This window comes from Streptomyces sp. NPDC002640, from assembly GCF_053592575.1.
In genome coordinates this window covers 60,596-82,180 of record NZ_JBSFVZ010000020.1, presented here as the reverse complement: position 1 = coordinate 82,180, position 21,585 = coordinate 60,596, and the positions used below count along the sequence as shown (strand labels likewise).

Sequence of the window (21,585 nt, the reverse complement as noted above, 5' to 3'; positions counted from 1 at the left end):
CCCCCGGGTGGCCCTCAGGCGGCGGGAAGCGGGCGGTGCTCCCGCAGCCAGCCCTCCGCGAAGGCGACCGCCTCCGCGAGCGGGAAGAGCCGGAGCCCGGCCGCCCCCGCGGCGCCCCGGGCGACGAGGGCGGGCCGCTCGGTCTCGAACGCCTCGCCGAGCCGGTCGAAGTCGTCCGAGTCGAGCAGGACGTCGGTCACCTGCTCCCACCCGTCGGGCCCTGGCCGCCCCCGCGTCCCGACGACCGGGGAGGGCACCCGGTACTCGGCCAGGTGGAAGGCGGTGCAGGCCCCGTAGCCGGCGCCCAGCAGCAGGACGCGCGCGCCGAGCTCCTCCAGCCGGGCCAGCGGGCTGCGGTCGCCGAGCGCGCAGTCCGGGGCGTGCCCGTCCGTGATCTCCCCGGCGCGCGGGCCGAGGGCGGCGAAGGAGGTCTGCGGGTGGGCGCTGCGCCGGGCGCCGGGCCAGGTGCGGACCGTCTCCGCGACCACTCCCATGTACGCGGAGGGCGTGGACGCCGGGTCGAAGGCGGGCATCGTGGCGCGGACGGTCTCCCACCACTCCCGGGGCACCGGCGGGTTCTCCCAGTGCGCGGGGTCGGAGTGTCCGCCGGTCTGCGTGGGGACCACCAGGGTCCCGGCGGGGCCGAGCGCGTCCAGCAGCGCCCGCACGACGGCCACGGCGCCGCCGTTCACCCAGCCGAGTGAGCTGAGGGAGCTGTGGACCAGGAGGACGTCGCCCGTCCGGACGCCCAGCGAGCGGAGGTCGGCGGCGAGCGAGGGACGGGTCACGAGGGGGCCGGCGGGCGGCGCGGAGGGCATGGCGGGAAGGGTCGCGCAGCTCTCGCGCGGTCCGCAAGCGATTTCGCCGCCGGGGCCGTCCGGCGTCGGCCGGTGACGTCCGGGAGCTTTCCGCAGGTCAGGTTAGGTGTACCTAAGTGATGAAAGGCACCGTCGGCCCCGATGGGCGCGGCTTGTCCGCTCCCCGGCAATTACGCAACAATGGCGTTGTGAAAAACGTCGGCCAGGAAGAAACCGCGACCGGGGAGCGTTCCACACGTACCCGGGTCGCGCGCTCGATCCTGGACCACGGCCCGTCGACCGTCGCGGAACTCGCCGGGCGGCTGCGGCTCACCCAGGCCGCCGTCCGCCGGCATCTGGACGCGCTGGTCGCCGACGACGTGGTCGAGGCACGGGAGCGCCGGGTGTACGGCGCCCGCACGCGCGGGCGTCCCGCGAAGGTGTTCGTGCTGACCGACGGCGGTCGCGACGCCTTCGACCAGTCGTACGACCAGTTGGCCAAGGACGCGCTGCGCTGGATCGCGCAGCAGGAGGGCGGTGAGCGGGCGGTGGCTGCGTTCGCCAAGGCCCGGCTGGCCGCCCAGGCCGGTGCGTACCGCAAGGCCCTCGAGGCCGTACCGCCGGAGCGCCGGGCGGAGGCGCTGGCCCGGGCGCTGTCCGCGGACGGGTACGCTGCCAGTGCGCGCAGCGCTCCCTCCCCGCAACTCGGCGAGCAGCTCTGCCAGCATCACTGCCCGGTCGCCCATGTCGCTGAGGAGTTCCCCCAGCTGTGCGAGGCGGAGACGGAGATCTTCTCCGAGCTGCTCGGCACGCACGTCCAGCGGCTGGCGACGATCGCGCACGGTGACGGCGTCTGCACGACGTACATCCCCAAGATTTCCACGATCGACAACGATCACTCATCATCTGCGAGCACGGCCGGGAGGAACCCCGCATGACTCTCCCCACGGAGACTGCCCACCCCGAACTCGAGGGTCTGGGTAAGTACGAGTACGGCTGGGCGGACCCCGACGCGGCCGGCGCCTCCGCCAAGCGCGGCCTGAACGAGGACGTCGTCCGGGACATCTCGGCGAAGAAGTCCGAGCCGGAGTGGATGACCAAGCTGCGCCTCAAGGGTCTGAACCTCTTCGAGAAGAAGCCCATGCCGAACTGGGGCTCGGACCTGTCGGGGATCGACTTCGACAACATCAAGTACTTCGTGCGGTCCACGGAGAAGCAGGCGACCTCCTGGGAGGAACTGCCCGAGGACATCAAGAACACCTACGACCGGCTGGGCATCCCGGAGGCCGAGAAGCAGCGCCTGGTCGCCGGTGTCGCCGCCCAGTACGAGTCCGAGGTCGTCTACCACCAGATCCGCGAGGACCTGGAGGAGCAGGGCGTCATCTTCCTGGACACCGACACGGCCCTGAAGGAGCACCCCGAGCTCTTCAAGGAGTACTTCGGCACCGTGATCCCGGCCGGCGACAACAAGTTCGCCGCGCTGAACACGGCCGTGTGGTCCGGCGGCTCCTTCATCTACGTGCCGAAGGGCGTGCACGTGGAGATCCCGCTCCAGGCCTACTTCCGTATCAACACGGAGAACATGGGCCAGTTCGAGCGGACCCTGATCATCGTCGACGAGGGCGCCTACGTGCACTACGTCGAGGGCTGCACGGCTCCGATCTACCAGTCGGACTCCCTGCACTCCGCGGTCGTCGAGATCATCGTCAAGAAGAACGCCCGCTGCCGCTACACGACCATCCAGAACTGGTCGAACAACGTCTACAACCTGGTCACCAAGCGCGCCGTGGCGTACGAGGGCGCGACCATGGAGTGGATCGACGGCAACATCGGCTCCAAGGTGACGATGAAGTACCCGGCCGTCTACCTGATGGGCGAGCACGCCAAGGGCGAGACCCTGTCCATCGCCTTCGCGGGCGAGGGCCAGCACCAGGACGCCGGCGCGAAGATGGTCCACATGGCGCCGAACACGTCGTCGAACATCGTGTCGAAGTCGGTGGCGCGCGGCGGCGGCCGGACCTCCTACCGCGGTCTGATCGAGATCGGCGAGGGCGCCCCGGGCTCCAAGTCGAACGTCCTCTGCGACGCGCTGCTGGTCGACACCATCTCCCGCTCCGACACGTACCCCTACGTGGACGTGCGCGAGGACGACGTCTCCATGGGCCACGAGGCGACCGTCTCGAAGGTCTCCGAGGACCAGCTCTTCTACCTGATGAGCCGCGGTCTCTCCGAGTTCGAGGCGATGGCGATGATCGTGCGCGGCTTCGTGGAGCCGATCGCCAAGGAGCTCCCCATGGAGTACGCCCTCGAGCTCAACCGGCTGATCGAGCTCCAGATGGAGGGCGCGGTCGGCTGACGCCGGCCCGCCGTCCCTCCCGTCAAGTCCCTGAAGCAACGAAAGCGAGCATGACGACAGCCATGGCTGACGCTCAGAACACCCCGGTGGGCTCCACCACCGCCGGATCGATCGCGGTGGCCGCCGAGTCGACCGTCGCCACGCGCATGAGCGCGCCGCCCTCCTTCGACGTGTCGGACTTCCCGGTCCCGCACGGCCGCGAGGAGGAGTGGCGGTTCACCCCGCTGGCGCGCCTGCGCGGTCTGCACGACGGCACGGCGACCGCCTCCGGCGACGGCGTGAAGGTCACCGTCGACGCCCCCGAGGGCGTCACGGTGGAGTCCGCGGGCCGTGACGACGCCCGCCTCGGCCGGGCCGGCAAGCCGGTCGACCGGGTGGCCGCCCAGGCCTACTCGGCGTTCGAGCAGGCCACGGTGGTGACCGTGCCGAAGGAGACCGTGCTGGGCGAGCCGGTCCGCATCTCCGTCGCCGGCCAGGGCGGCACCTGCTTCGCCCACACCGTGGTGGAGCTGGGCGCCTTCGCCGAGGCCGTCGTCGTGATGGACCACAGCGGCGACGCCGTCTACGCCGGCAACGTCGAGTTCGTGCTGGGCGACGGCGCCAAGCTGACCGTGGTCTCCGTGCAGGACTGGGACGACAAGGCCGTCCACGCCGGCCAGCACAACGCGCTGGTCGGCCGGGACGCCACCTTCAAGTCCGTCGTCGTCACCTTCGGCGGCGACGTCGTGCGCCTGCACCCGCGCGTCGAGTACGCCGCCCCCGGCGGCGAGGCCGAGCTGTTCGGCCTGTACTTCACCGACCAGGGGCAGCACCAGGAGCACCGCCTCTTCGTCGACCACAACATCCCGCACTGCAAGTCCAACGTGGTCTACAAGGGCGCCCTCCAGGGCGAGCAGGCCCACGCGGTGTGGATCGGCGACGTGCTGATCGAGGCCGCCGCCGAGGGCACCGACACCTACGAGATGAACCGCAACCTGGTTCTGACCGACGGCGCCCGCGTGGACTCCGTGCCGAACCTCGAGATCGAGACCGGCGAGATCGTCGGCGCCGGCCACGCCAGCGCCACCGGCCGCTTCGACGACGAGCAGCTCTTCTACCTGATGGCCCGCGGCATCCCGGAGTACGAGGCCCGCCGCCTCGTCGTCCGCGGCTTCTTCGCCGAGCTGGTCCAGCAGATCGGCGTCGCCGACATCGAGGAGCGCCTCCTCGCCAAGATCGACGAGGAGCTGGAGGCCGCGGTCGCATGACGGCCTTCGTACGTGCCTGCGCGCTGAGCGAGCTGGAGGAGGACACCCCGAAGCGGGTGGAACTCGACGGCACGCCGGTCGCCGTCGTGCGCACCGAGGGCGAGGTGTTCGCGATCAACGACATCTGCTCGCACGCGAACGTCTCCCTCTCCGAGGGCGAGGTCGAGGACTGCCGGATCGAGTGCTGGCTGCACGGATCCGCCTTCGACCTCCGCACCGGCAAGCCGTCCGGCCTTCCCGCGACGCGCCCCGTCCCCGTTTACCCCGTAAAGATCGAAGGGGACGACGTACTCGTCTCCCTCACCCAGGAGTCCTGAGGCCACCATGGCAACGCTTGAAATCCGAGACCTGCACGTCACCGTCGAGGCCGACAACGCCACGAAGGAGATCCTCAAGGGCGTCGACCTGACCGTGAAGCAGGGCGAGACGCACGCCATCATGGGCCCCAACGGCTCCGGCAAGTCGACTCTCGCCTACTCCCTGGCGGGTCACCCGAAGTACACGATCACCGGCGGCACCGTCACCCTCGACGGCGAGGACGTCATCGAGATGTCCGTCGACGAGCGCGCCCGCGCCGGCCTCTTCCTCGCCATGCAGTACCCGGTCGAGGTCCCCGGCGTCTCGGTGTCGAACTTCCTGCGGACCTCCGCCACCGCCATCCGCGGCGAGGCCCCCAAGCTGCGCACCTGGGTGAAGGAGGTCAAGGAGGCCATGGAGCGCCTCAACATGGACCCCGCCTTCGCCGAGCGCAACGTCAACGAGGGCTTCTCCGGCGGTGAGAAGAAGCGCCACGAGATCCTGCAGCTGGAGCTGCTCAAGCCGAAGATGGCGATCCTCGACGAGACCGACTCCGGTCTGGACGTCGACGCCCTGCGCGTCGTCTCCGAGGGCGTCAACCGCGTGCGCGAGACCGGTGAGGTCGGCACCCTGCTGATCACGCACTACACGCGCATCCTGCGCTACATCAAGCCCGACCACGTCCACGTCTTCGCCAACGGCCGCATCGTCGAGTCCGGTGGTCCGGAGCTCGCCGACAAGCTGGAGGACGAGGGCTACGAGGCCTACACGAAGGGTGGCGCTTCCGAGTGACACAGCTGCCGGGCCTCCTCGACGACCTTGAGGCGATCCGCAAGGACTTCCCCCTCCTGGACCGCGAGGTCCACGACGGCAAGAAGATCGTGTACCTGGACAACGCGGCGACCTCGCAGAAGCCGCGCCAGGTGCTCGACGCCCTCAGTGCCTATTACGAGCGACACAACGCCAATGTCCACCGCGGGGTGCACGTGCTCGCCGAGGAGGCCACGGCGCTGTACGAAGGCGCGCGGGACAAGGTGGCGGCGTTCGTCAACGCCCCCAGCCGCGACGAGGTGATCTTCACCAAGAACGCCTCGGAGTCCCTCAACCTGGTCGCCAACATGCTCGGCTGGGCCGACGAGCCCTACCGGGTGGACAGCGACACCGAGATCGTCATCACGGAGATGGAGCACCACTCCAACATCGTGCCGTGGCAGCTGCTGGCGCAGCGCACGGGAGCGAAGCTGAAGTGGTTCGGCCTCACCGACGACGGCCGTCTCGACCTGTCGAACATCGACGAGGTCATCACCGAGAAGACGAAGATCGTCTCCTTCGTGCTGGTCTCGAACATCCTCGGCACCCACAACCCGGTCGAGGAGATCGTGCGGCGGGCGCAGGAGGTCGGCGCGCTGGTCTGCGTCGACGCCTCGCAGGCCGCCCCGCACATGCCGCTGGACGTGCAGGCGCTGGGCGCCGACTTCGTGGCCTTCACCGGCCACAAGATGTGCGCCCCGACCGGCATCGGCGTGCTCTGGGGCCGCCAGGAACTCCTGGAGGACCTGCCCCCGTTCCTCGGCGGCGGCGAGATGATCGAGACGGTGTCCATGCACTCCTCGACCTACGCGCCGGCCCCGCACAAGTTCGAGGCGGGCACCCCGCCGATCGCCCAGGCGGTCGGCCTCGGCGCGGCGATCGACTACCTCTCGGCCATCGGCATGGAGAAGATCCACGCGCACGAGAGGGCGATCACCGAGTACGCGGTCAAGCGCCTGATCGAGGTCCCCGACCTGCGGATCATCGGCCCGGCCACGGCCGAGGACCGCGGCGCGGCGATCTCCTTCACGCTCGGCGACATCCACCCGCACGACGTGGGCCAGGTCCTCGACGAGCAGGGCATCGCCGTCCGGGTCGGGCACCACTGCGCCCGGCCGGTCTGCCTGCGGTACGGAATTCCCGCGACCACGCGAGCGTCGTTCTATCTGTACTCCACTCCGGCCGAGGTCGACGCCTTGGTCGAGGGCCTGGAGCACGTACGGAACTTCTTCGGCTGAGAGGACGCGGCAGAGCCGTGAAGCTGGATTCGATGTACCAGGACGTCATCCTGGACCACTACAAGAACCCGCACGGGCGTGGTCTGCGCGATGGCGACGCCGAGGTGCACCACGTCAACCCGACCTGCGGCGACGAGATCACCCTGCGGGTGAAGTACGACGACGGCAAGGTCACCGACGTGTCGTACGAGGGGCAGGGCTGCTCCATCAGCCAGGCCTCCGCGTCCGTGCTCAACGAGCTGCTGGTCGGCAAGGAGCTGGACGAGGCGCGGAAGATCCAGGAGACCTTCCTGGAGCTGATGCAGTCCAAGGGGAAGATCGAACCCGACGACGCCATGGAGGAGGTGCTGGAGGACGCGGTCGCGTTCGCCGGCGTCTCCAAGTACCCGGCCCGCGTGAAGTGCGCCCTGCTGAGCTGGATGGCGTGGAAGGACGCGACCGCCCAGGCGCTGGGCGGCACCGAGAAGGAGACCACGGCATGAGCGAGACCGTGCAGATGAAGCCGGCCTCCGAGGAAGAGGTCCGCGAGGCCCTGATGGACGTCGTCGACCCCGAGCTGGGCATCGACGTCGTCAACCTGGGCCTGATCTACGGCATTCACATCGACGACGCGAACATCGCGACGATCGACATGACGCTGACCTCGGCGGCCTGCCCGCTGACCGACGTCATCGAGGACCAGGCCAAGTCCGCCACCGACGGACTGGTCAGCGAGCTCCGGATCAACTGGGTCTGGATGCCGCCGTGGGGCCCGGACAAGATCACCGACGACGGCCGCGAGCAGCTGCGGGCGCTGGGCTTCAACGTCTGACGTTCACGTCCACGTCCACGGGCGACGCAGGACGCTTCACGGCCCCCCTCCGACCGCCGGTCCCCACGTGGGACCCGGCGGCGAAGGGGGGCCGTCGTCGTGACCGGGGCGCGCCCGGACCGCTCAGACGGCGCCGCCGCGGAGGATGGAGGTCATCTTCTTGCCGCGGGCCAGTTCGTCGACCAGCTTGTCCATCCAGCGGATCCGCCGCATCAGCGGGTCCTCGATCTCCTCGACGCGGTGGCCGCAGATCACGCCGGTGATCAGCGTGGCGTTCGGGTTCATCGCGGGGGCCTCGGCGAAGAAGGTCTCCATACCGACCTCGTCGGCGACGGCCTTCCGCAGCCCGGCGTCGTCGTACCCGGTGAGCCAGGTGATGACCTGGTGGAGTTCCTCCACCGTGCGGCCCTTGCGCTCCACCTTGGTCACGTAGTGCGGGTACACGGCGGCGAAGGGCATGCGTCGGATGCGGTCGGTGGCCACGGGTGTCTCCCTCGTCGTCGGTCACGTCGTCGGTCACGTTCACGGTAGGGCAGGGCTCGGACGCGCGGGGTCAGAGGGGAAGGGTGGCGTCGGGCGCCGGGGGGCCGGGCGACGGGGCCGCCGAGGCCAGCAGGGCCTCGGCGAAGTTCTCCCGGCGGATGCGCTGGTCCACGTAGAGCAGGCCGATGCTGTAGATGCCGAGGGTGAAGGTCAGGGCCTGGACGGCGCTCATCACCAGGCCCAGGACGACGACGACCACGATCGCGGCGATTCCCAGGGACGCCCCCTGGTCGGCGCCGCCGAAGCTCGCCGAGGCGAAGAGGGGGAAGAGGACCAGCCCGCCCGCCAACGCCAGGAGCATCATCGCCAGGTAGCCGATGCCACCGCCGATCATGCCCATCAGGTACGAGATGCCGAAGATCCGCCACCAGTCGCCCTTCACCAGCGCCGCCGAGCGGCGCAGGGCGGCCACCGGGCCCAGGCCCTCCAGGACGGTGACGGCCGGGGCGAAGATCAGCCGGTAGGTCGTCCAGACGGCGCCCACGAAGCCCGCGCAGAGGACCAGGAAGCCGAGGAGTCCCAGCGCCACGCCGCCACCGCCCTCCAGGTGGACGCCGCCCGCGATGCCGGCCACTCCGAGACCGATCACCGCGACGAACGGCAGCGCCACGCACGCGGTGAGCAGCACCGTGGCGAGCACCCGGAGCGAACGCGAGCCGAGCCGCTCCCACAGCACCGACCAGGTGACCTTGCGGCCCAGCACCGCCTCCCGCAGCGCGGTCAGCGGAGCGGCCAGCGCCACGGCGGGGACCAGCACGAAGGCGGCCATGACCCAGAAGGGGCCGACGGCGACCAGGCCGAACCCGGCGGACTCCCCTTCGCCGGCCGCGACCAGCAGCACCGGCGCCAGGAACACCACGGCGAGCGCCACCGTGGCGAGCAGGTAGAGCCCGACCAGCTGCGGCCAGGACCTGCCGAGCGCCAGGAAGGAGCCCTTGAGGATGTCGCCCACCCCGAGCGGGCGCAGCGGGACGACACCTGGCTGCGGGGCCCAGGACCGCGCTCCGTACGGTTGCCCGCCGTACGGTTGCCCGCCGTGCGGAGGCGGGCCGTAAGGCGGCGGGTCGTAGGGCGGCGGCTGGTTGTACGACATGAGGGTTCTGCTCCCACCCCTGGGCGCCGCGGGGGCGGCTGCCGCCGCGGCGCGTCTCCTGCGTGAACGTGGACTGCCTGAACGTGGACTGCGTGAAGCTGCGTGAACATGGCGAACGTTAGTTCGCCTCCCGGTACGCGGGCATGCCGGGTCCCTCGCCGGCCGCCACCGGAAGGAAGGACGCCGATCCGTGGACACCGGTTCGCCTCCCGGCCGAGGCTCCGGATAGCGTTTCCCCATGACCGACACGACTGCCACCCGCACCACCGGCGCCGTCGCCGCGGGTCTCGCGACCATCGCCGCCGACGGCACCGTCCTCGACACCTGGTTCCCCGCCCTCGAGCTCGCCGACGCCCCCGGGCCGACCGGCACCGAGCGGCTCTCCGCCGAGCGCGCCGTCGAACTCCTCGGCGAGGGCGCCGCGAAGGCCGTCGGCCCGGACACCCGCCGCGGCGTCGAGGTGGTCGCGGTCCGCACGGTCATCGGCTCGCTCGACGACAAGCCGGTCGACGCGCACGACGCCTACCTGCGCCTGCACCTGCTCTCCCACCGCCTGGTCAAGCCGCACGGCCAGAACCTGGACGGCATCTTCGGCCAGCTCGCCAACGTCGCCTGGACCTCGCTGGGCCCGGTCGCCGTCGACGACATCGAGAAGGTCCGGCTCAACGCCCGCGCCGAGGGCCTGCACCTCCAGGTCACCTCGATCGACAAGTTCCCGCGCATGACGGACTACGTCGTGCCCAAGGGCGTGCGCATCGCCGACGCCGACCGGGTCCGCCTCGGCGCCCACCTCTCCGCGGGCACCACCGTGATGCACGAGGGCTTCGTCAACTTCAACGCCGGCACACTGGGCACCTCCATGGTCGAGGGCCGCATCTCCGCCGGTGTGGTCGTCGGCGACGGCTCCGACATCGGCGGCGGCGCCTCCACCATGGGCACCCTCTCCGGCGGCGGCAACGTCATCATCTCCATCGGCGAGCGCTGCCTGGTCGGCGCGGAGGCGGGCGTGGGCATCGCACTGGGCGACGAGTGCGTCGTCGAGGCCGGCCTCTACATCACCGCGGGCACCCGGGTCACCATGCCCGACGGCGAGGTCGTCAAGGCCCGCGAGCTGAGCGGCGCCTCCAACATCCTCTTCCGCCGCAACTCGGTCACCGGCACGGTCGAGGCCCGCCCCAACAACGCGGTCTGGGGCGGCCTCAACGACGTCCTGCACAGCCACAACTGACCCTTCGAAGGCACCGCGGCCGCCGCCCCGGCCGGGCTCCACGTACCGCGTGGTGACCCGGACCGGGGCGGCGGTCGTGTCGGCCCAGGAAGAAGCCCCGGAGAAGCCCCGGAAGAAAGGCGCGGCGCGGAGGCATAGCGGCGGTGGCCCGCAGGCGTCCGACAGGGGGAGGGGCGGGGCATCGGGTGCCGCCGGGAGGAAGGTGACGATGGATGCCGAAGACGCGCGCGGCTTCCGCGAGTTCGTGGACCACCGGTCGTCCGCGTTGCTGACCACGGCCGTGCTGCTCTGCGGCGGCGACCGGCACGCGGGGGAGGACCTGCTGCAGACCGCGCTGGTCAAGGCCGCGGGCAAGTGGCGGCGGATCGAGGACCCCGAGGCGTACGTACGCCGCATCCTGTACCGGCAGCAGATCAGCCGCTGGCGGCTGAAGTGGCCGCGCCGCGAGGTGACGGTCGCCGAGCTTCCGGAGGGCCGGCCGCGGGGCGGCGACACCGAGAGCGTGGTGGAGACCCGGCTGCTGGTGCGCCAGGCGCTGGCCGCGCTCACCGACCGGCAGCGCACGGTGCTGGTGCTGCGCTACTACGAGGACCTCCCGGAGGGTGAGGTGGCCCGGCTGCTGGGCTGCTCCGTGGGCACCGTGCGCTCCACCACCCACCGTTCCCTGGCGAAGCTGCGCGGGCTCATGCCGGAGGCCGTGAAAGGCCCGGCGCGACAGGCCACCACCGACTGCTCCGCCGTGGAGGTGCGACCGTGAACGGGGTCGAGGAACTGGTGCGTGACGCACTCCGCGAGCAGGCGGCCGCGCAGCGGCCCGGAGACCCCCGGCTGGCCGAACGGGTGCTGGCGGCGCACCGGCGCCGGGCGCGACGCAGGGTCGGGGCGGCGGCCACGGCGGTCGCCGCCGTGGTGGGGCTGGCCTTCTGGGGCCCGCTGCCGGGAGGACCGGCCCCCTCGGGAGGGATCCGGTCGTCCGCGCCCGAGATCTCGGCCCATCCGGACCAGTCGCCGCCGAGGGACGTCATCGCGGCGGGGAACGTGGTGATGGCCGCGTACGAGGAGATGGACCAGGTGAACTTCGGCGGGGCGAAGGGAGGCGAATCGCGGCGCACCTACTGGCTGCTCGACCCGGACTCCCAGACGTACGAGAAGGACGAACGCTGGTCGGAGGTCGCGGTGGCCCCCGGCGGGCGGCGGGCCGTGGTGCTGGAGAGGGAACTGCCGACCCGGCGGATCGGCGTGCTCGACCTGCGGACCCGTGAGGTCGAGCGCTGGATCGAACTCGACGGGGACGAGCGGCAGGGCGTGGCGGGGCTGGCCCTCTCGGCGGACGGCACCTCCCTGCTGGCCACCACCTACCGCGACAACCCCGACCGCCTGGAGCAGTTCACCGGGGAAAACGGCGAGGTCGAGCTGACGCCGCCGCGGGAGTCGGCCCGTACGGGGTTCTGGGTGGTCGACGTCGCGTCGGGCCGGGGCAGCTGGAGTGCGGTGGAGACGCCGACGGTCGAGGACGCGGTGATGCCGGGGATGTCCGCGATCAACGCGCGGCAGGACTTCGAGTTCACCCGGGACGGCCGGGCCGTCAAGGGCGGGCTGGTCAGCGAGGCGCGGAGGGAGTTCCACGACCTGCGAGGGCGCCCGGTCGAACCGCCGGCGGGCGAGGCGCACTGGGAGTGGTCGGTGGACGCCGGTATCTCGCCGGACGGCAGGCGGGTGGCGGGACCGTTCGCCGGGGTGAGCCGGAAGACCTCGTCGTGGATCCTGGACGCCCGCACCGGAAAGCAACTCGCCGAGATCCCCGGGCAGCAACTGGTCGCCTGGGCGGGGAAGGACCAGCTGGTGGCCTGGGACATGAGCAAGGGCAGCACGTCCGAGTACGCCACCCGGCTGGTGCTGGTCACCATCGGCAGCGACAGGACGGTCCCGCTGAGCGGTCCGCGCAGCGCCAAGGGGGACGACAACGGGCGGTGGAAGCCGCTGTTCGTCCGCCGCTGACGCGAGGCGAGGCGGAGGGGGGCGCCGCCCCGGGCCCGTCGCCCCCCGGGCCCGCCCCGTTTCCGTCCCGCCCCGGGCCGCCCCGGCCTGGGCCCGTCCCCGGCCTGGGCCCGTCCCCGGCCTGGGCCCGTCCCCGGCTGGGCCCGTCCCGGCCCGGGGCCGCGCTCGCCGCTCGGGCGCGGGAGAGGCGGGTGGGCCTCGGTCAGGCTCCGGTCAGCCTCCGGGCAGGCGCCGCGCAGGCGCGGGACAGGTGCTGCTCGGGCTCCGGTCAGGTGCGGGGAAGGTACCGATCAGGGGCGGGTGCCGGGCAGGTGCCGGTCACGCGCGCGGTAGGTGCCGGTCAGGTGGTGGGCAGTGCCTCGTACCGGGTGCGCAGGTCCGCGGTGGCCTCCGCGGAGGCGGGGCGGAGTGGGGCGCGGACCGGGCCGGAGGGGAGGCCGAGGGAGGCGAGGAGGGCCTTGGCGGTGACCGTGCCGGGGAGGCCCGCGGACATCATCGCCTCGATCAGCGGCACCGCCGCCCGCTGCAGGCGCGCCGCCCGCCCCGTGTCCCCGGCGTCGAACGCGTCCACGATCGCCCGAAAGTGCGCGGGCGCCACGTTCGCCACCGTGCCGACGTAGCCCGCGCAGCCGATCGCGTAGGAAGCCAGAACGTACTCGTCGCAGCCGGTGTAGACCGCGAGGTCGGACTCCGCCAGCAGCTTCTGCGTGCCGAGCAGGTCGTAGGCGCAGTCCTTCACCGCCACCACCCGCGGATGCCCGGCGAGCCGCAGCATCGTCGCCGTCTCGATCCGCACCCCGGTGCGGCCGGGGATGTCGTACACCATCACCGGCAGCCCCGACGCGTCCGCCACCGCGCGGAAGTGGTCCTCCAGCGCGTCCTGCGGCGGGCGGCTGTAGTACGGGGAGACCACCAGCAACCCGTCCGCGCCCGCCTCCTCCGCCTGCCGGGCCAGCTCGCGGGAGTGGGCGGTGTCCGCGGTGCCCACGCCGGCCAGCAGCGCGGGCCCGTCGCCCACCGCCGCGCGCACCGCGCGGATCACCGCGGCCTTCTCCGCGTCGGAGGTGGTCGGGGACTCGCCCGTGGTGCCGCCCAGCACCAGCCCGTCGCACCCGCCCGCGACCAGCCGCTCGGCGAGGACGGCCGCGCCGTCCAGGTCCAGGGCGCCGTCGGGGGTGAAGGGCGTGACCATCGCGCACAGGGCACGACCGAAGGGATGTGTCGTCATGCCTGGAGTGTCGGCCGCCGCACGGTGAAGGTCCACTTAAAAGTTCTGCCCGGTACCGGTCAGCGGAACTGAAACGTGGGGAGGGCAGCCGGCCCTCCAGGCCGACGCAAGGCCGACGCAAGGCCGACGCAAGGCCGGCGAAGGCCGGACGCCGCGTCAACGACTTCCCGGGGCTTCCCCCGCAAGAGGGACATGCCGTCCCGGGGCCCGTGGTCACCCGTCTAGGCTGGTCGTCCGCCCTGCGCGACCCGCGCGGCGCCACCAGATCCGCGCAGACCCTGCGACCCCGCCTCACGCGGCCCCGTCCGGAGGAGAACCCACCCGATGTCAGACAGCACCCCCCTGCCGCCGGTACGGCTGCCCTCCGAGGCGGAGCTGGCGCGGGACGCGCTCGCCACCCCTCTGCTGTCCCGGGCGGCCCGGCTGGCCCGCTGGGCGGGCCCGGACACCCGGGTGGATTCCGGCGGCGGCCTGGCCGAGGAGCAGCTCCCCGCCGCGGCCGGGACGCTCGGCCTGCCCGTCTCCGACACCGACCCGGAGACCGCCGAGGACGCCCTGGCGGAGGCGAGCGAGGCGTGGCGGGCCGCCGTCGACACCGGCCTGGTGGAGGTCGTGGACGAGGAGGAGGGCACCGTCCGCGCCGGCGAGAACCTGGCGCTGCTCACCGCCGGCGCGCCCGCCGACGTGCTGCGGATCTGGCTGGACGCGCTGGACGCCGCGATCGCCGACGCCACCGTCCCCGACCTGGACGAGCTGGTCGACGCGATGGACGAGGGCGGCGAGATCGACTTCTCCACGCTGGACTGGGACCCGGAGGCCGAGGCCGAGTTCCTGGAGGGGGTCCTCGCCAACCTCTACCTGCTCACCGCCGACGAGCGGGCCCCCGAGGGCGCCCCCGTGCCGCTGCCCGCGCTGGCCGCCTCGGTGATCGTGCCGTCCGACGTCGCCGAGCCGACCGACGCGATGATGGAGGAGGTCTCCACCGCGATGATGCGGCTGGACGACCAGTTCCGGATCCTCCGGTCGACCGGCCTGGCCGACTTCCGGCCGGTCGACGAGGCGCTGCTCGTCGAGGAGGGCGAGGCGGCCCCCCAGGCGCGGGACGAGGAGATGCTCGAGGACCTGGAGCGCTACGGCGTCGTCCGCCTCACCCCGCTCGGCCTCTACGGGCTCCGCGTCCGGCTCCTCGACGCCGGCTACGCCGCGCCCACCGTGGGCGAGCTCGCCGACAAGGGCGCCGACGCGCTCCTCGACGGCACCGCCCACTACGGCCCCGCCGCCGCCCGCTCGGAGACCGAGCTGTGGCTGGCGAGCCGCGCACCGCTCGACGCCGCACGGGAGCTGCTGGCCGCCGCGCGGGGCGCGGACCCGGCCGCGCCGCTGCGCCGGCTGCACTGCCAGCAGGCGCTGTCGCTGGTCGGCACGGAGGCGGAGCCGGCGCTGCGCGAGGTCCTGGACGACCCGGAGCTCGGCGGTCTGGCCCGGGTCTGGCTGGCCGAGCACGGAGCGGCGGACATCCCGGCGCCGTCCCAGGACATGGTCTTCTGGCTCACCGTCGACACCCTCGCCGCCCAGCTCGCCGCCGAGGGCAACAGCGTGGAACTGGTGGCGTTGGTCGAGGGCCTGGCCGCCCAGCACAGCGGGTTCTTCGACACCGCCTGGCGGGTCGACCACCCGGCCACCGCCGAGGTGCTGGAGGCCATGGGCAGGCTCCACCCGGACAAGAGGATCGCCAAGGAGGCCCGGAAGGCCGCCTTCAAGGCACGGTCCCAGCAGGGCGACTGACCCACGGCCGGACACCGGGGACGCGCGGGCCGTCCGCGCTTCACGCAACGGAACTCCCCCCGCACCCCTGGTGTTCAACGGGCGTTCAGACATGGGCGCGACGGTGTGGCCGCGTCGTGGCAGCGGCCACGGCGGCGGCACGGCACGGCACCACCGTCCTCTCCGTCCTCACCGTCCAGGAGAACCCATGTCACTCTCGCGCAGGGACTTCGCCAGACAGTCGGCCCTCAGCGGTGCCGGGATCGCGCTCGCCGGCAGCGTCGGCGTGTTCGCCAGCGCCCCCAACGCGCTGGCCGCCGAGGACATCACCACCCCCGACGGCGAGGCCGTCGGCCCCGGCTACGGCCCCCTGCTGCCCGACCCCGAGGGACTGCTGGCGCTGCCCGCCGGGTTCTCCTACCGGGTCCTCACCCGCACCGGCGAAACACGCCTGGAGTCCGGGGAGTTCACGCCGTCCAACCACGACGGCACGGCCACCTTCGACGGCGGCCGCGGCACCGTCCTGCTGGTCAACAACCACGAACTGGGCGGCCCACGCTCCCGCTGGGAGCACCCCGTGCCGCTCACCGAGGGACTGGTCTACGACCCGGCGGCGGCCGGCGGCTGCACGGTCGTCGAGGTCCGCCGCGACGGACACGTCACCGAGTGGGTGGGCATCGCCGGCACCGCCACCAACTGCGCGGGCGGCAGCACCCCGTGGGGCACCTGGCTGACCTGCGAGGAGACCGAGGACAAGGCCGGCGAGAACGGCATGACCAAGGACCACGGCTACGTCTTCGAGGTCGACCCCCTCGACGAGCACGCCAACCGGGACCCGCAGCCGATCAAGGCGCTGGGCCGCTACGCCCACGAGGCCGTGGTGGTCGACCCCAGGCGCGGCCACCTCTACCTCACCGAGGACGCCTCCAAGCCCAACGGGCTGTTCTACCGCTGGACCCCGCCGGAGGGCTTCCGGCACGGCCGCGGCCGGCTGGCCACCCTCGCCGACGACGCCGGCAGGCTCCAGGCGCCCCGCTGCTTCGACTCGGCCGGCCGGTTCGTCGACGACCTCTCCCGCGCCACCCGCATCGGCACCGTCTACGGCGTCGACTGGATGGACGTCCCCGACCGCGACGCCCGCACGGTGCCGGTCCGCAAGCAGTTCGGCGAGGGCGAGGTGACGCGCGCCCGCAAGCTGGAGGGCATGTGGTGGGGCGACGGCGGCGCCTACCTGGTCTCCTCCTACGCCCGCTCGGAGAGCCCCGGCGCCGCCCACGACGGCGCCGTCTGGTTCTACGACCCGAAGCGGCGGACCCTCACCCTCAAGGTGCTCATCGGCGTGAACCCCGACCCGGAGGCCGAGGGCCACTTCGACGGCCCCGACAACATCACCGTGTCCCCGTACGGCGGCCTGGTCATCGCCGAGGACGGCGAGGGCCTCAGCCACCTCTTCGGCGCCACCGACACCGGCCGCACCTACCCCATCGCCCGCAACGAGCTCAACGACAGCGAGTTCACCGGCGTGACCTTCTCCCCGGACGGCCGCACCCTCTACGCCTGCATCCAGACCCCCGGCATCCTGCTGGCGATCACCGGCCCCTGGAAGCGCCAGCGGCGGAAGGGCTGACCTCCGGGGGCCCTCCGCCCCGGTTAATCGGCTCGCGCGACCCGCGGCCGTCCTCCTAGAGTCATGCCCGTCCAGGTGCGACAGGCAGGACCTACTTCCACTCATCATGGGGCGGTCGCGGGTTCGAGTCCCGTCACCGACTTCGGGTCGGTGTAGCTCAGTTGGCAGAGCACCAACACGGTTCCGCCGATGTGATCTCTGGACACCCAGGCGTCATCCGCACCTCCCGGTGCGCAGGCCGCGGCTACTTCCCTTTCCAGGACTCCGTGCCGCTGCCGATCTTGATCTCGGGAGGCGTGGCGGACGGTGCGTGCCCGGTGCGCAGGCAGCGGCTACTTCAGCGGGTCGCGGGTTCGAGTCCCGCCACCGGTCGCACGACCGGTGTAGCTCAGACGAGTAGAGCAGCTGACCCACAGCCCGCGGCCGACCTCGATCTCGGGCACGCTCCCTTTGCCACGCCTCCCCCTATGCCTTCGCAGCAACGTCCAAGGCGCAACGCCGACGAATTCGGGGGGAATTCACCATGGCCCGCTTCAACACCAGGCCGCCCGCGGCGGCCCGTCCCGCCTCGCCCGTGACCACCACAGGGCGTCCGCTCGCCACCCACGAGGGCGGCCGCGGCGTCGAACGGGACGCGCGGTCCGAGCTCTTCCTGCTCGCCGTCGACAACTTCGTGTCCCAGAAGACCTTCTACGAGCCCGGCGCCGCCCGCGACGAGCGTTTCGCCCGGCTGGTGCGCCGGCTCGCCGTGACCGACCCCGCCTGGACGGCGGGCCTGCTGCGCTGGCTGCGCGGCGAGGGCCGGATGCGCACCGCCTCGCTGGTCGGCGCGGCCGAGTACGTCAAGGCCCGCCTGGACGCCGGGGCGACGGACGGCCCGGCCAACCGCGCGGTGATCGCCTCCGTGCTGCAGCGCCCGGACGAGCCCGGCGAACTGCTCGGGTACTGGACGTCCGTGTACGGCCGCGCCGTGCCCAAGCCGGTCAAGCGGGGCATCGCCGACGCCGTCCGGCGGCTGTGGACCGGCAGGGCGCTGCTCAAGTACGACACCGCCTCCAAGGGCTACCGGTTCGGCGACGTCCTCAACCTGGTGCACGCCACCCCGGACCCCGGGCGGCCGTGGCAGGGCGACCTGTTCCGCCACGCCCTCGACCGCCGGCACCACCCGGAGAGCGCGGAGCCGCCCGCGTCGCTGCCCGTGCTGCGGGAGCACCGCGCGCTGATGGCGCTGCCCGTGGCGGAACGCCGGGCCGCGGTCACCGGGCCCGGCGGCGCCGAGCGGCTGGCGGCGGCGGGGCTCACCTGGGAGGCGCTGGCGGGCTGGCTGCAGGGGCCGATGGACAACGAGGCCTGGGAGGCCGTCATCCCGTCCATGGGGCCGATGGCGCTGGTGCGCAACCTGCGCAACTTCGACCGGGCGGGGGTGTCCGACGAGGTGGCCGCCGAGGTCGCGCGACGGATCGCCGACCCGGCCGAGGTGGCCCGCTCCCGGCAGTTCCCGTTCCGGTACCTGTCCGCGTACCGCAACGCGCCGTCGCCGCGGTGGGCGTACGCGCTGGAACAGGCGCTCGGCCACTCGCTGGCCGACGTGCCGGCGCTGCCGGGGCGGACGCTGGTGCTGGTCGACCGGTCCGGCTCGATGTTCTACAGCCGGGTCTCCGACCGCTCCGAGCTCACCCGGGCCGACGCGGCGGCCGTCTTCGGCACGGCGGTCGCGCTGCGGGCCACCGACGCCGACCTGGTGGAGTTCGGCACCAGCAGCCGTGCGGTGCCGTTCACGGCGGGGGAGTCGGTGCTCAGGGTGCTGGACCGTTTCCACGACCTGGGCGGGACCGACACCACCGAGGCGGTGCGCACGCACTACCGGGGGCACGACCGGGTGCTGATCGTCACCGACGAGCAGTACGCGCCCAGCCGCCACGGATCGCCGGTGCGGCAGGTTCCGTCCCGGGTGCCGGTCTACACGTGGAACCTGGCCGGCCACCGCGCCGGACACGGCGACTCCGGCAGCGCCACCCGGCACACCTTCGCCGGCCTGACCGACGCCGCCTTCCGCATGGTGCCGCTGCTGGAGGCGGCGGGCCGGGCCGACTGGCCCTGGGAGGAGTGACCGGTGGCCGCGGGACCCGGGGGAGGGTCCCGCGGCCACCGGCCTCAGCCCACGGGCGGCGTCACAGCGCCTGGGCGCCCGGCTTGAGCATGTCGCGTACCGTGCGGGCCTTCACGAACTCGCCGATGGCCGTCATCTCCCACTCGCCGGAGTACTGGCGGATGAACTTGGCCATCATCACGCCCGTCCTGGGCTCCGCGCCGGTCAGGTCGAAGCGGACCAGCTCGTTGCCCGCGGTGTCCAGCAGGCGGCAGTAGGCCTTGGCGACCTCGGTGAACTTCTGGCCGGTGAAGGAGTTCACCGTGAACACCAGGCCGGTCACCTCCTGCGGCAGCCGGCCCAGGTCGACCGCGATCACCTCGTCGTCCCCGCCGCCCTCGCCGGTGAGGTTGTCGCCGGAGTGCTTGATCGCGCCGCCCAGGATGGCCAGCTTGCCGAAGTAGCAGGCGTCGACGACGTTGCGCTGCGGGCCGTAGGCGATGACCGAGGCGTCCAGGTCGATGTCCCGGCCGCGGTAGGCGGGCTCCCAGCCGAGACCCATCCGCACCTGCGAGAGGACCGGCTGCCCGCCCTTGACCAGGGAGACCGTCTGGTTCTTCTGCAGCGAGACGCGGCCCTTGTCCAGGTTGACCTTGCCGCTGCCCGGGGCCGGGGCGGCGGGGGCGGCCGGGGGCGTGGAGGCGAAGGCGCGCGGGTCCGCGATCGTGGGCTGCGCGGGCGCGGCGGGCGGCACCGGCGGCGCGGCGGGAGCGGGGGCCGGAGGGGCCGGGGGAGCGGCCGGGGCGGCCTGGGGCGGGGCCGCCGGGGCGGGAGCGGGCTCCTCCACGGAGACGCCGAAGTCGGTGGCGATGCCGGCCAGTCCGTCGGCGTACCCCTGGCCGACCGCGCGGGCCTTCCAGGTGCCGTTGCGGCGGTAGATCTCCATCACCAGCAGCGCCGTCTCGGAGCCGAGGCCGGGCGGGGTGAAGGTGGCGAGGACGGAGCCGTCGGCGGCGTCCCGCAGGGTGGCGGTGGGCTCGACGCCCTGGAAGGTCTGGCCGGGGGAGTCCGGACTGGCCGTCACCACGATCTTCTCGATGGCCGGGGGGACGGCGGCGGTCTCCACCGTGACGGAGTCCGGGGCCGTCCCGCCGCCGGAGCGGTAGGTCACGCCCGGACCGGCCGGCTGGTTGTAGAAGATGAAGTCGTCGTCCGAGCGCACCTTGCCGTCGGCGGTGAGCATCAGGCCCGAGACGTCCAGCCGCACCGGCGCGGCGACCTCGACCGTCACACGGGCGGGGCTGAGCGGAATGTTCGAGCCAGGGGTCATAGCGGTCATGTGAGGGAGAACGAGCGGGACGCTTTTACCGTTCCCTTACCGGGGCCGGACGGGTGGGATCGCCGGGGAACCGGTGAGTTTCCGTGCCCCGCGGGGTCCCCAACGGTACGAGCGGGGCACACCGCACCGCGCGGCGCACCCACACCACGGAGGCTCCCGATGACCGACGCACCGCCCGACCTGGGCCCCCGGAAGCCCGACATGGGCCCCCAGACGCGCGAACTGATCCGGCTGGCCGGCGCTGTGGACGACGCCGCCCTGGACCTCCCCACGCCCTGCCCCGACTACGCCGTCCGTCATCTGCTGGCCCACCTGGAAGGGCTGGCCGTGGCCTTCCGGGACGCCGCGCGCAAGGACCTCGGCGCCGCCACGGACACCGCGCCGGACAGCACCCTGCCCGAGCTGCGGCCCGGCTGGCGGGAGCGCCTGCCGCGGGTGCTCGGCGAGCTGGCCGAGGCGTGGCGCGACCCCTCCGCGTGGGAAGGGACGACCCGGGCCGGGGGAGTGGAACTGCCCGGCGCCGTCGCCCAGGCCGTCGCGACGGACGAACTGGTGGTGCACGGCTGGGACCTGGCGCGGGCGACCCGCCAGGAGTACCACCCTGACCCGGCGGCGCTCCGGAGCGCGCACGCCTTCCTCGTCGAGACGGCCGAAGGGCCGGCCGAGGAGCGCGACGCCATCTTCGGCCCGGTCGTCCCCGTCCCGCACAACGCGCCGTTGACCGACCGCGTCGCGGGCCTGAGCGGGCGGGACCCGCGATGGCCGGAAAACACGCGCCGGTGAGGAATTCCAGCAGTCGCCCGGCAGTCGTCCGGAGAAATACCCGCGCCGGGAAGAAGGGGAATTGAATAGCCGATCGTCCGCCCGTTCCCTTTTCTCTCATGCCCAGACGGCAGCGCGCCAAACGTCAAGATTCCGCGAAGATCGCGGAGGCGGATCGCGGGCGTTCCGACAGTGTTACGCCAATGTAATCAGACTCACAGGGCGTCTGTTTTGCGCGGTAATTACCGGACAAAGGGCGCCAATCGACGGCGCTGTAGGGCGAGCCACGCGCCCGCGTGATACCACAGCGTGCCCGGTACACGTAACCCCGCGTGGGAATGCATTTCTCATTCCCGCT

At 72.5% G+C, this 21,585-nt stretch carries 20 protein-coding genes; 15 read left to right on the top strand and 5 right to left on the bottom strand.

What is annotated here, in order from left to right:
- Positions 1 to 14 precede the first annotated feature (14 nt).
- The gene (locus ACWD3O_RS24555; RefSeq protein ID WP_451412448.1) at positions 15 to 818 is read right to left on the bottom strand and encodes an aminoglycoside N(3)-acetyltransferase; all 804 of its coding nucleotides are present in this window, start codon (positions 816 to 818) and stop codon (positions 15 to 17) included.
- Positions 819 to 1,006: 188 nt separating this feature from the next.
- On the opposite strand from ACWD3O_RS24555, the gene ACWD3O_RS24550 reads away from it, so the two are divergent.
- From ACWD3O_RS24550 to ACWD3O_RS24515, 8 genes are all read left to right on the top strand, one after another.
- On the top strand, positions 1,007 to 1,735 hold the full coding sequence (locus tag ACWD3O_RS24550; protein WP_451412447.1) for a helix-turn-helix transcriptional regulator: 729 nt from the start codon (positions 1,007 to 1,009) through the stop codon (positions 1,733 to 1,735).
- Positions 1,732 to 3,153, top strand: a complete 1,422-nt coding sequence (gene sufB, locus ACWD3O_RS24545) for a Fe-S cluster assembly protein SufB (RefSeq protein ID WP_451417367.1) — start codon at positions 1,732 to 1,734, stop codon at positions 3,151 to 3,153. The genes ACWD3O_RS24550 and sufB overlap by 4 nt, the downstream gene beginning before the upstream one ends.
- A 62-nt stretch (positions 3,154 to 3,215) precedes the next feature.
- Positions 3,216 to 4,400 carry a Fe-S cluster assembly protein SufD gene (sufD, locus tag ACWD3O_RS24540; protein ID WP_451412445.1) on the top strand — a complete coding sequence of 395 codons (1,185 nt, stop codon included), beginning with the start codon at positions 3,216 to 3,218 and terminating at the stop codon, positions 4,398 to 4,400.
- Positions 4,397 to 4,717, top strand: a complete 321-nt coding sequence (locus tag ACWD3O_RS24535) for a bifunctional 3-phenylpropionate/cinnamic acid dioxygenase ferredoxin subunit (RefSeq protein ID WP_356131066.1) — start codon at positions 4,397 to 4,399, stop codon at positions 4,715 to 4,717. The genes sufD and ACWD3O_RS24535 overlap by 4 nt, the downstream gene beginning before the upstream one ends.
- Before the next feature lie 7 nt (positions 4,718 to 4,724).
- The gene (gene sufC / locus ACWD3O_RS24530) at positions 4,725 to 5,489 is read left to right on the top strand and encodes a Fe-S cluster assembly ATPase SufC (protein ID WP_451417366.1); all 765 of its coding nucleotides are present in this window, start codon (positions 4,725 to 4,727) and stop codon (positions 5,487 to 5,489) included.
- Positions 5,486 to 6,745: a cysteine desulfurase gene (locus tag ACWD3O_RS24525; protein ID WP_451412443.1), complete on the top strand. Its 1,260-nt coding sequence runs from the start codon at positions 5,486 to 5,488 to the stop codon at positions 6,743 to 6,745. Before sufC ends, ACWD3O_RS24525 begins: the two co-directional genes overlap by 4 nt.
- A gap of 17 nt (positions 6,746 to 6,762) precedes the next feature.
- The gene (sufU, locus tag ACWD3O_RS24520) at positions 6,763 to 7,227 is read left to right on the top strand and encodes a Fe-S cluster assembly sulfur transfer protein SufU (RefSeq protein WP_451412442.1); all 465 of its coding nucleotides are present in this window, start codon (positions 6,763 to 6,765) and stop codon (positions 7,225 to 7,227) included.
- The gene (locus ACWD3O_RS24515; RefSeq protein WP_356131074.1) at positions 7,224 to 7,556 is read left to right on the top strand and encodes a metal-sulfur cluster assembly factor; all 333 of its coding nucleotides are present in this window, start codon (positions 7,224 to 7,226) and stop codon (positions 7,554 to 7,556) included. Before sufU ends, ACWD3O_RS24515 begins: the two co-directional genes overlap by 4 nt.
- A gap of 123 nt (positions 7,557 to 7,679) precedes the next feature.
- Here the strand turns inward: ACWD3O_RS24515 and ACWD3O_RS24510 are convergent, their stop codons facing one another.
- Positions 7,680 to 8,039 (bottom strand): DUF2200 domain-containing protein, encoded by a 360-nt coding sequence (locus tag ACWD3O_RS24510; RefSeq protein ID WP_451417365.1) that lies wholly within the window; start codon positions 8,037 to 8,039, stop codon positions 7,680 to 7,682.
- Between the two features lie 70 nt (positions 8,040 to 8,109).
- On the bottom strand, positions 8,110 to 9,192 hold the full coding sequence (locus ACWD3O_RS24505; protein ID WP_451417364.1) for a hypothetical protein: 1,083 nt from the start codon (positions 9,190 to 9,192) through the stop codon (positions 8,110 to 8,112).
- Between the two features lie 238 nt (positions 9,193 to 9,430).
- Between ACWD3O_RS24505 and dapD the strand changes: the two genes are divergently transcribed.
- The 3 genes from dapD (at position 9,431) to ACWD3O_RS24490 (ending at position 12,418) form a co-directional block, all read left to right on the top strand.
- Positions 9,431 to 10,420, top strand: a complete 990-nt coding sequence (gene dapD, locus ACWD3O_RS24500; RefSeq protein WP_451417363.1) for a 2,3,4,5-tetrahydropyridine-2,6-dicarboxylate N-succinyltransferase — start codon at positions 9,431 to 9,433, stop codon at positions 10,418 to 10,420.
- A 208-nt stretch (positions 10,421 to 10,628) separates the two neighbouring features.
- Positions 10,629 to 11,177 (top strand): SigE family RNA polymerase sigma factor, encoded by a 549-nt coding sequence (locus ACWD3O_RS24495; protein ID WP_451417362.1) that lies wholly within the window; start codon positions 10,629 to 10,631, stop codon positions 11,175 to 11,177.
- Positions 11,174 to 12,418, top strand: a complete 1,245-nt coding sequence (locus ACWD3O_RS24490; RefSeq protein WP_451417361.1) for a WD40 repeat domain-containing protein — start codon at positions 11,174 to 11,176, stop codon at positions 12,416 to 12,418. The genes ACWD3O_RS24495 and ACWD3O_RS24490 overlap by 4 nt, the downstream gene beginning before the upstream one ends.
- 340 nt (positions 12,419 to 12,758) lie before the next feature.
- Here the strand turns inward: ACWD3O_RS24490 and dapA are convergent, their stop codons facing one another.
- Positions 12,759 to 13,646, bottom strand: a complete 888-nt coding sequence (gene dapA, locus ACWD3O_RS24485) for a 4-hydroxy-tetrahydrodipicolinate synthase (RefSeq protein WP_451417360.1) — start codon at positions 13,644 to 13,646, stop codon at positions 12,759 to 12,761.
- Positions 13,647 to 13,970: 324 nt separating this feature from the next.
- Between dapA and ACWD3O_RS24480 the strand changes: the two genes are divergently transcribed.
- The 3 genes from ACWD3O_RS24480 to ACWD3O_RS24470 all read left to right on the top strand — a co-directional run bounded on the left by ACWD3O_RS24480 (position 13,971) and on the right by ACWD3O_RS24470 (position 19,147).
- Positions 13,971 to 15,431 carry a hypothetical protein gene (locus ACWD3O_RS24480; protein WP_451417359.1) on the top strand — a complete coding sequence of 487 codons (1,461 nt, stop codon included), beginning with the start codon at positions 13,971 to 13,973 and terminating at the stop codon, positions 15,429 to 15,431.
- Positions 15,432 to 15,618: 187 nt separating this feature from the next.
- Complete coding sequence (locus ACWD3O_RS24475) at positions 15,619 to 17,037, top strand: alkaline phosphatase PhoX (RefSeq protein WP_451417358.1); 1,419 nt, start codon at positions 15,619 to 15,621, stop codon at positions 17,035 to 17,037.
- Between the two features lie 523 nt (positions 17,038 to 17,560).
- Positions 17,561 to 19,147: a TROVE domain-containing protein gene (locus tag ACWD3O_RS24470; protein WP_451417357.1), complete on the top strand. Its 1,587-nt coding sequence runs from the start codon at positions 17,561 to 17,563 to the stop codon at positions 19,145 to 19,147.
- Positions 19,148 to 19,208: 61 nt separating this feature from the next.
- Here ACWD3O_RS24470 and ACWD3O_RS24465 read toward each other — a convergent pair whose 3' ends face one another.
- Positions 19,209 to 20,456 (bottom strand): TerD family protein, encoded by a 1,248-nt coding sequence (locus tag ACWD3O_RS24465; RefSeq protein ID WP_451417356.1) that lies wholly within the window; start codon positions 20,454 to 20,456, stop codon positions 19,209 to 19,211.
- A gap of 168 nt (positions 20,457 to 20,624) precedes the next feature.
- Between ACWD3O_RS24465 and ACWD3O_RS24460 the strand changes: the two genes are divergently transcribed.
- Positions 20,625 to 21,248, top strand: a complete 624-nt coding sequence (locus ACWD3O_RS24460; protein WP_451417355.1) for a TIGR03086 family metal-binding protein — start codon at positions 20,625 to 20,627, stop codon at positions 21,246 to 21,248.
- Positions 21,249 to 21,585 lie beyond the last annotated feature (337 nt).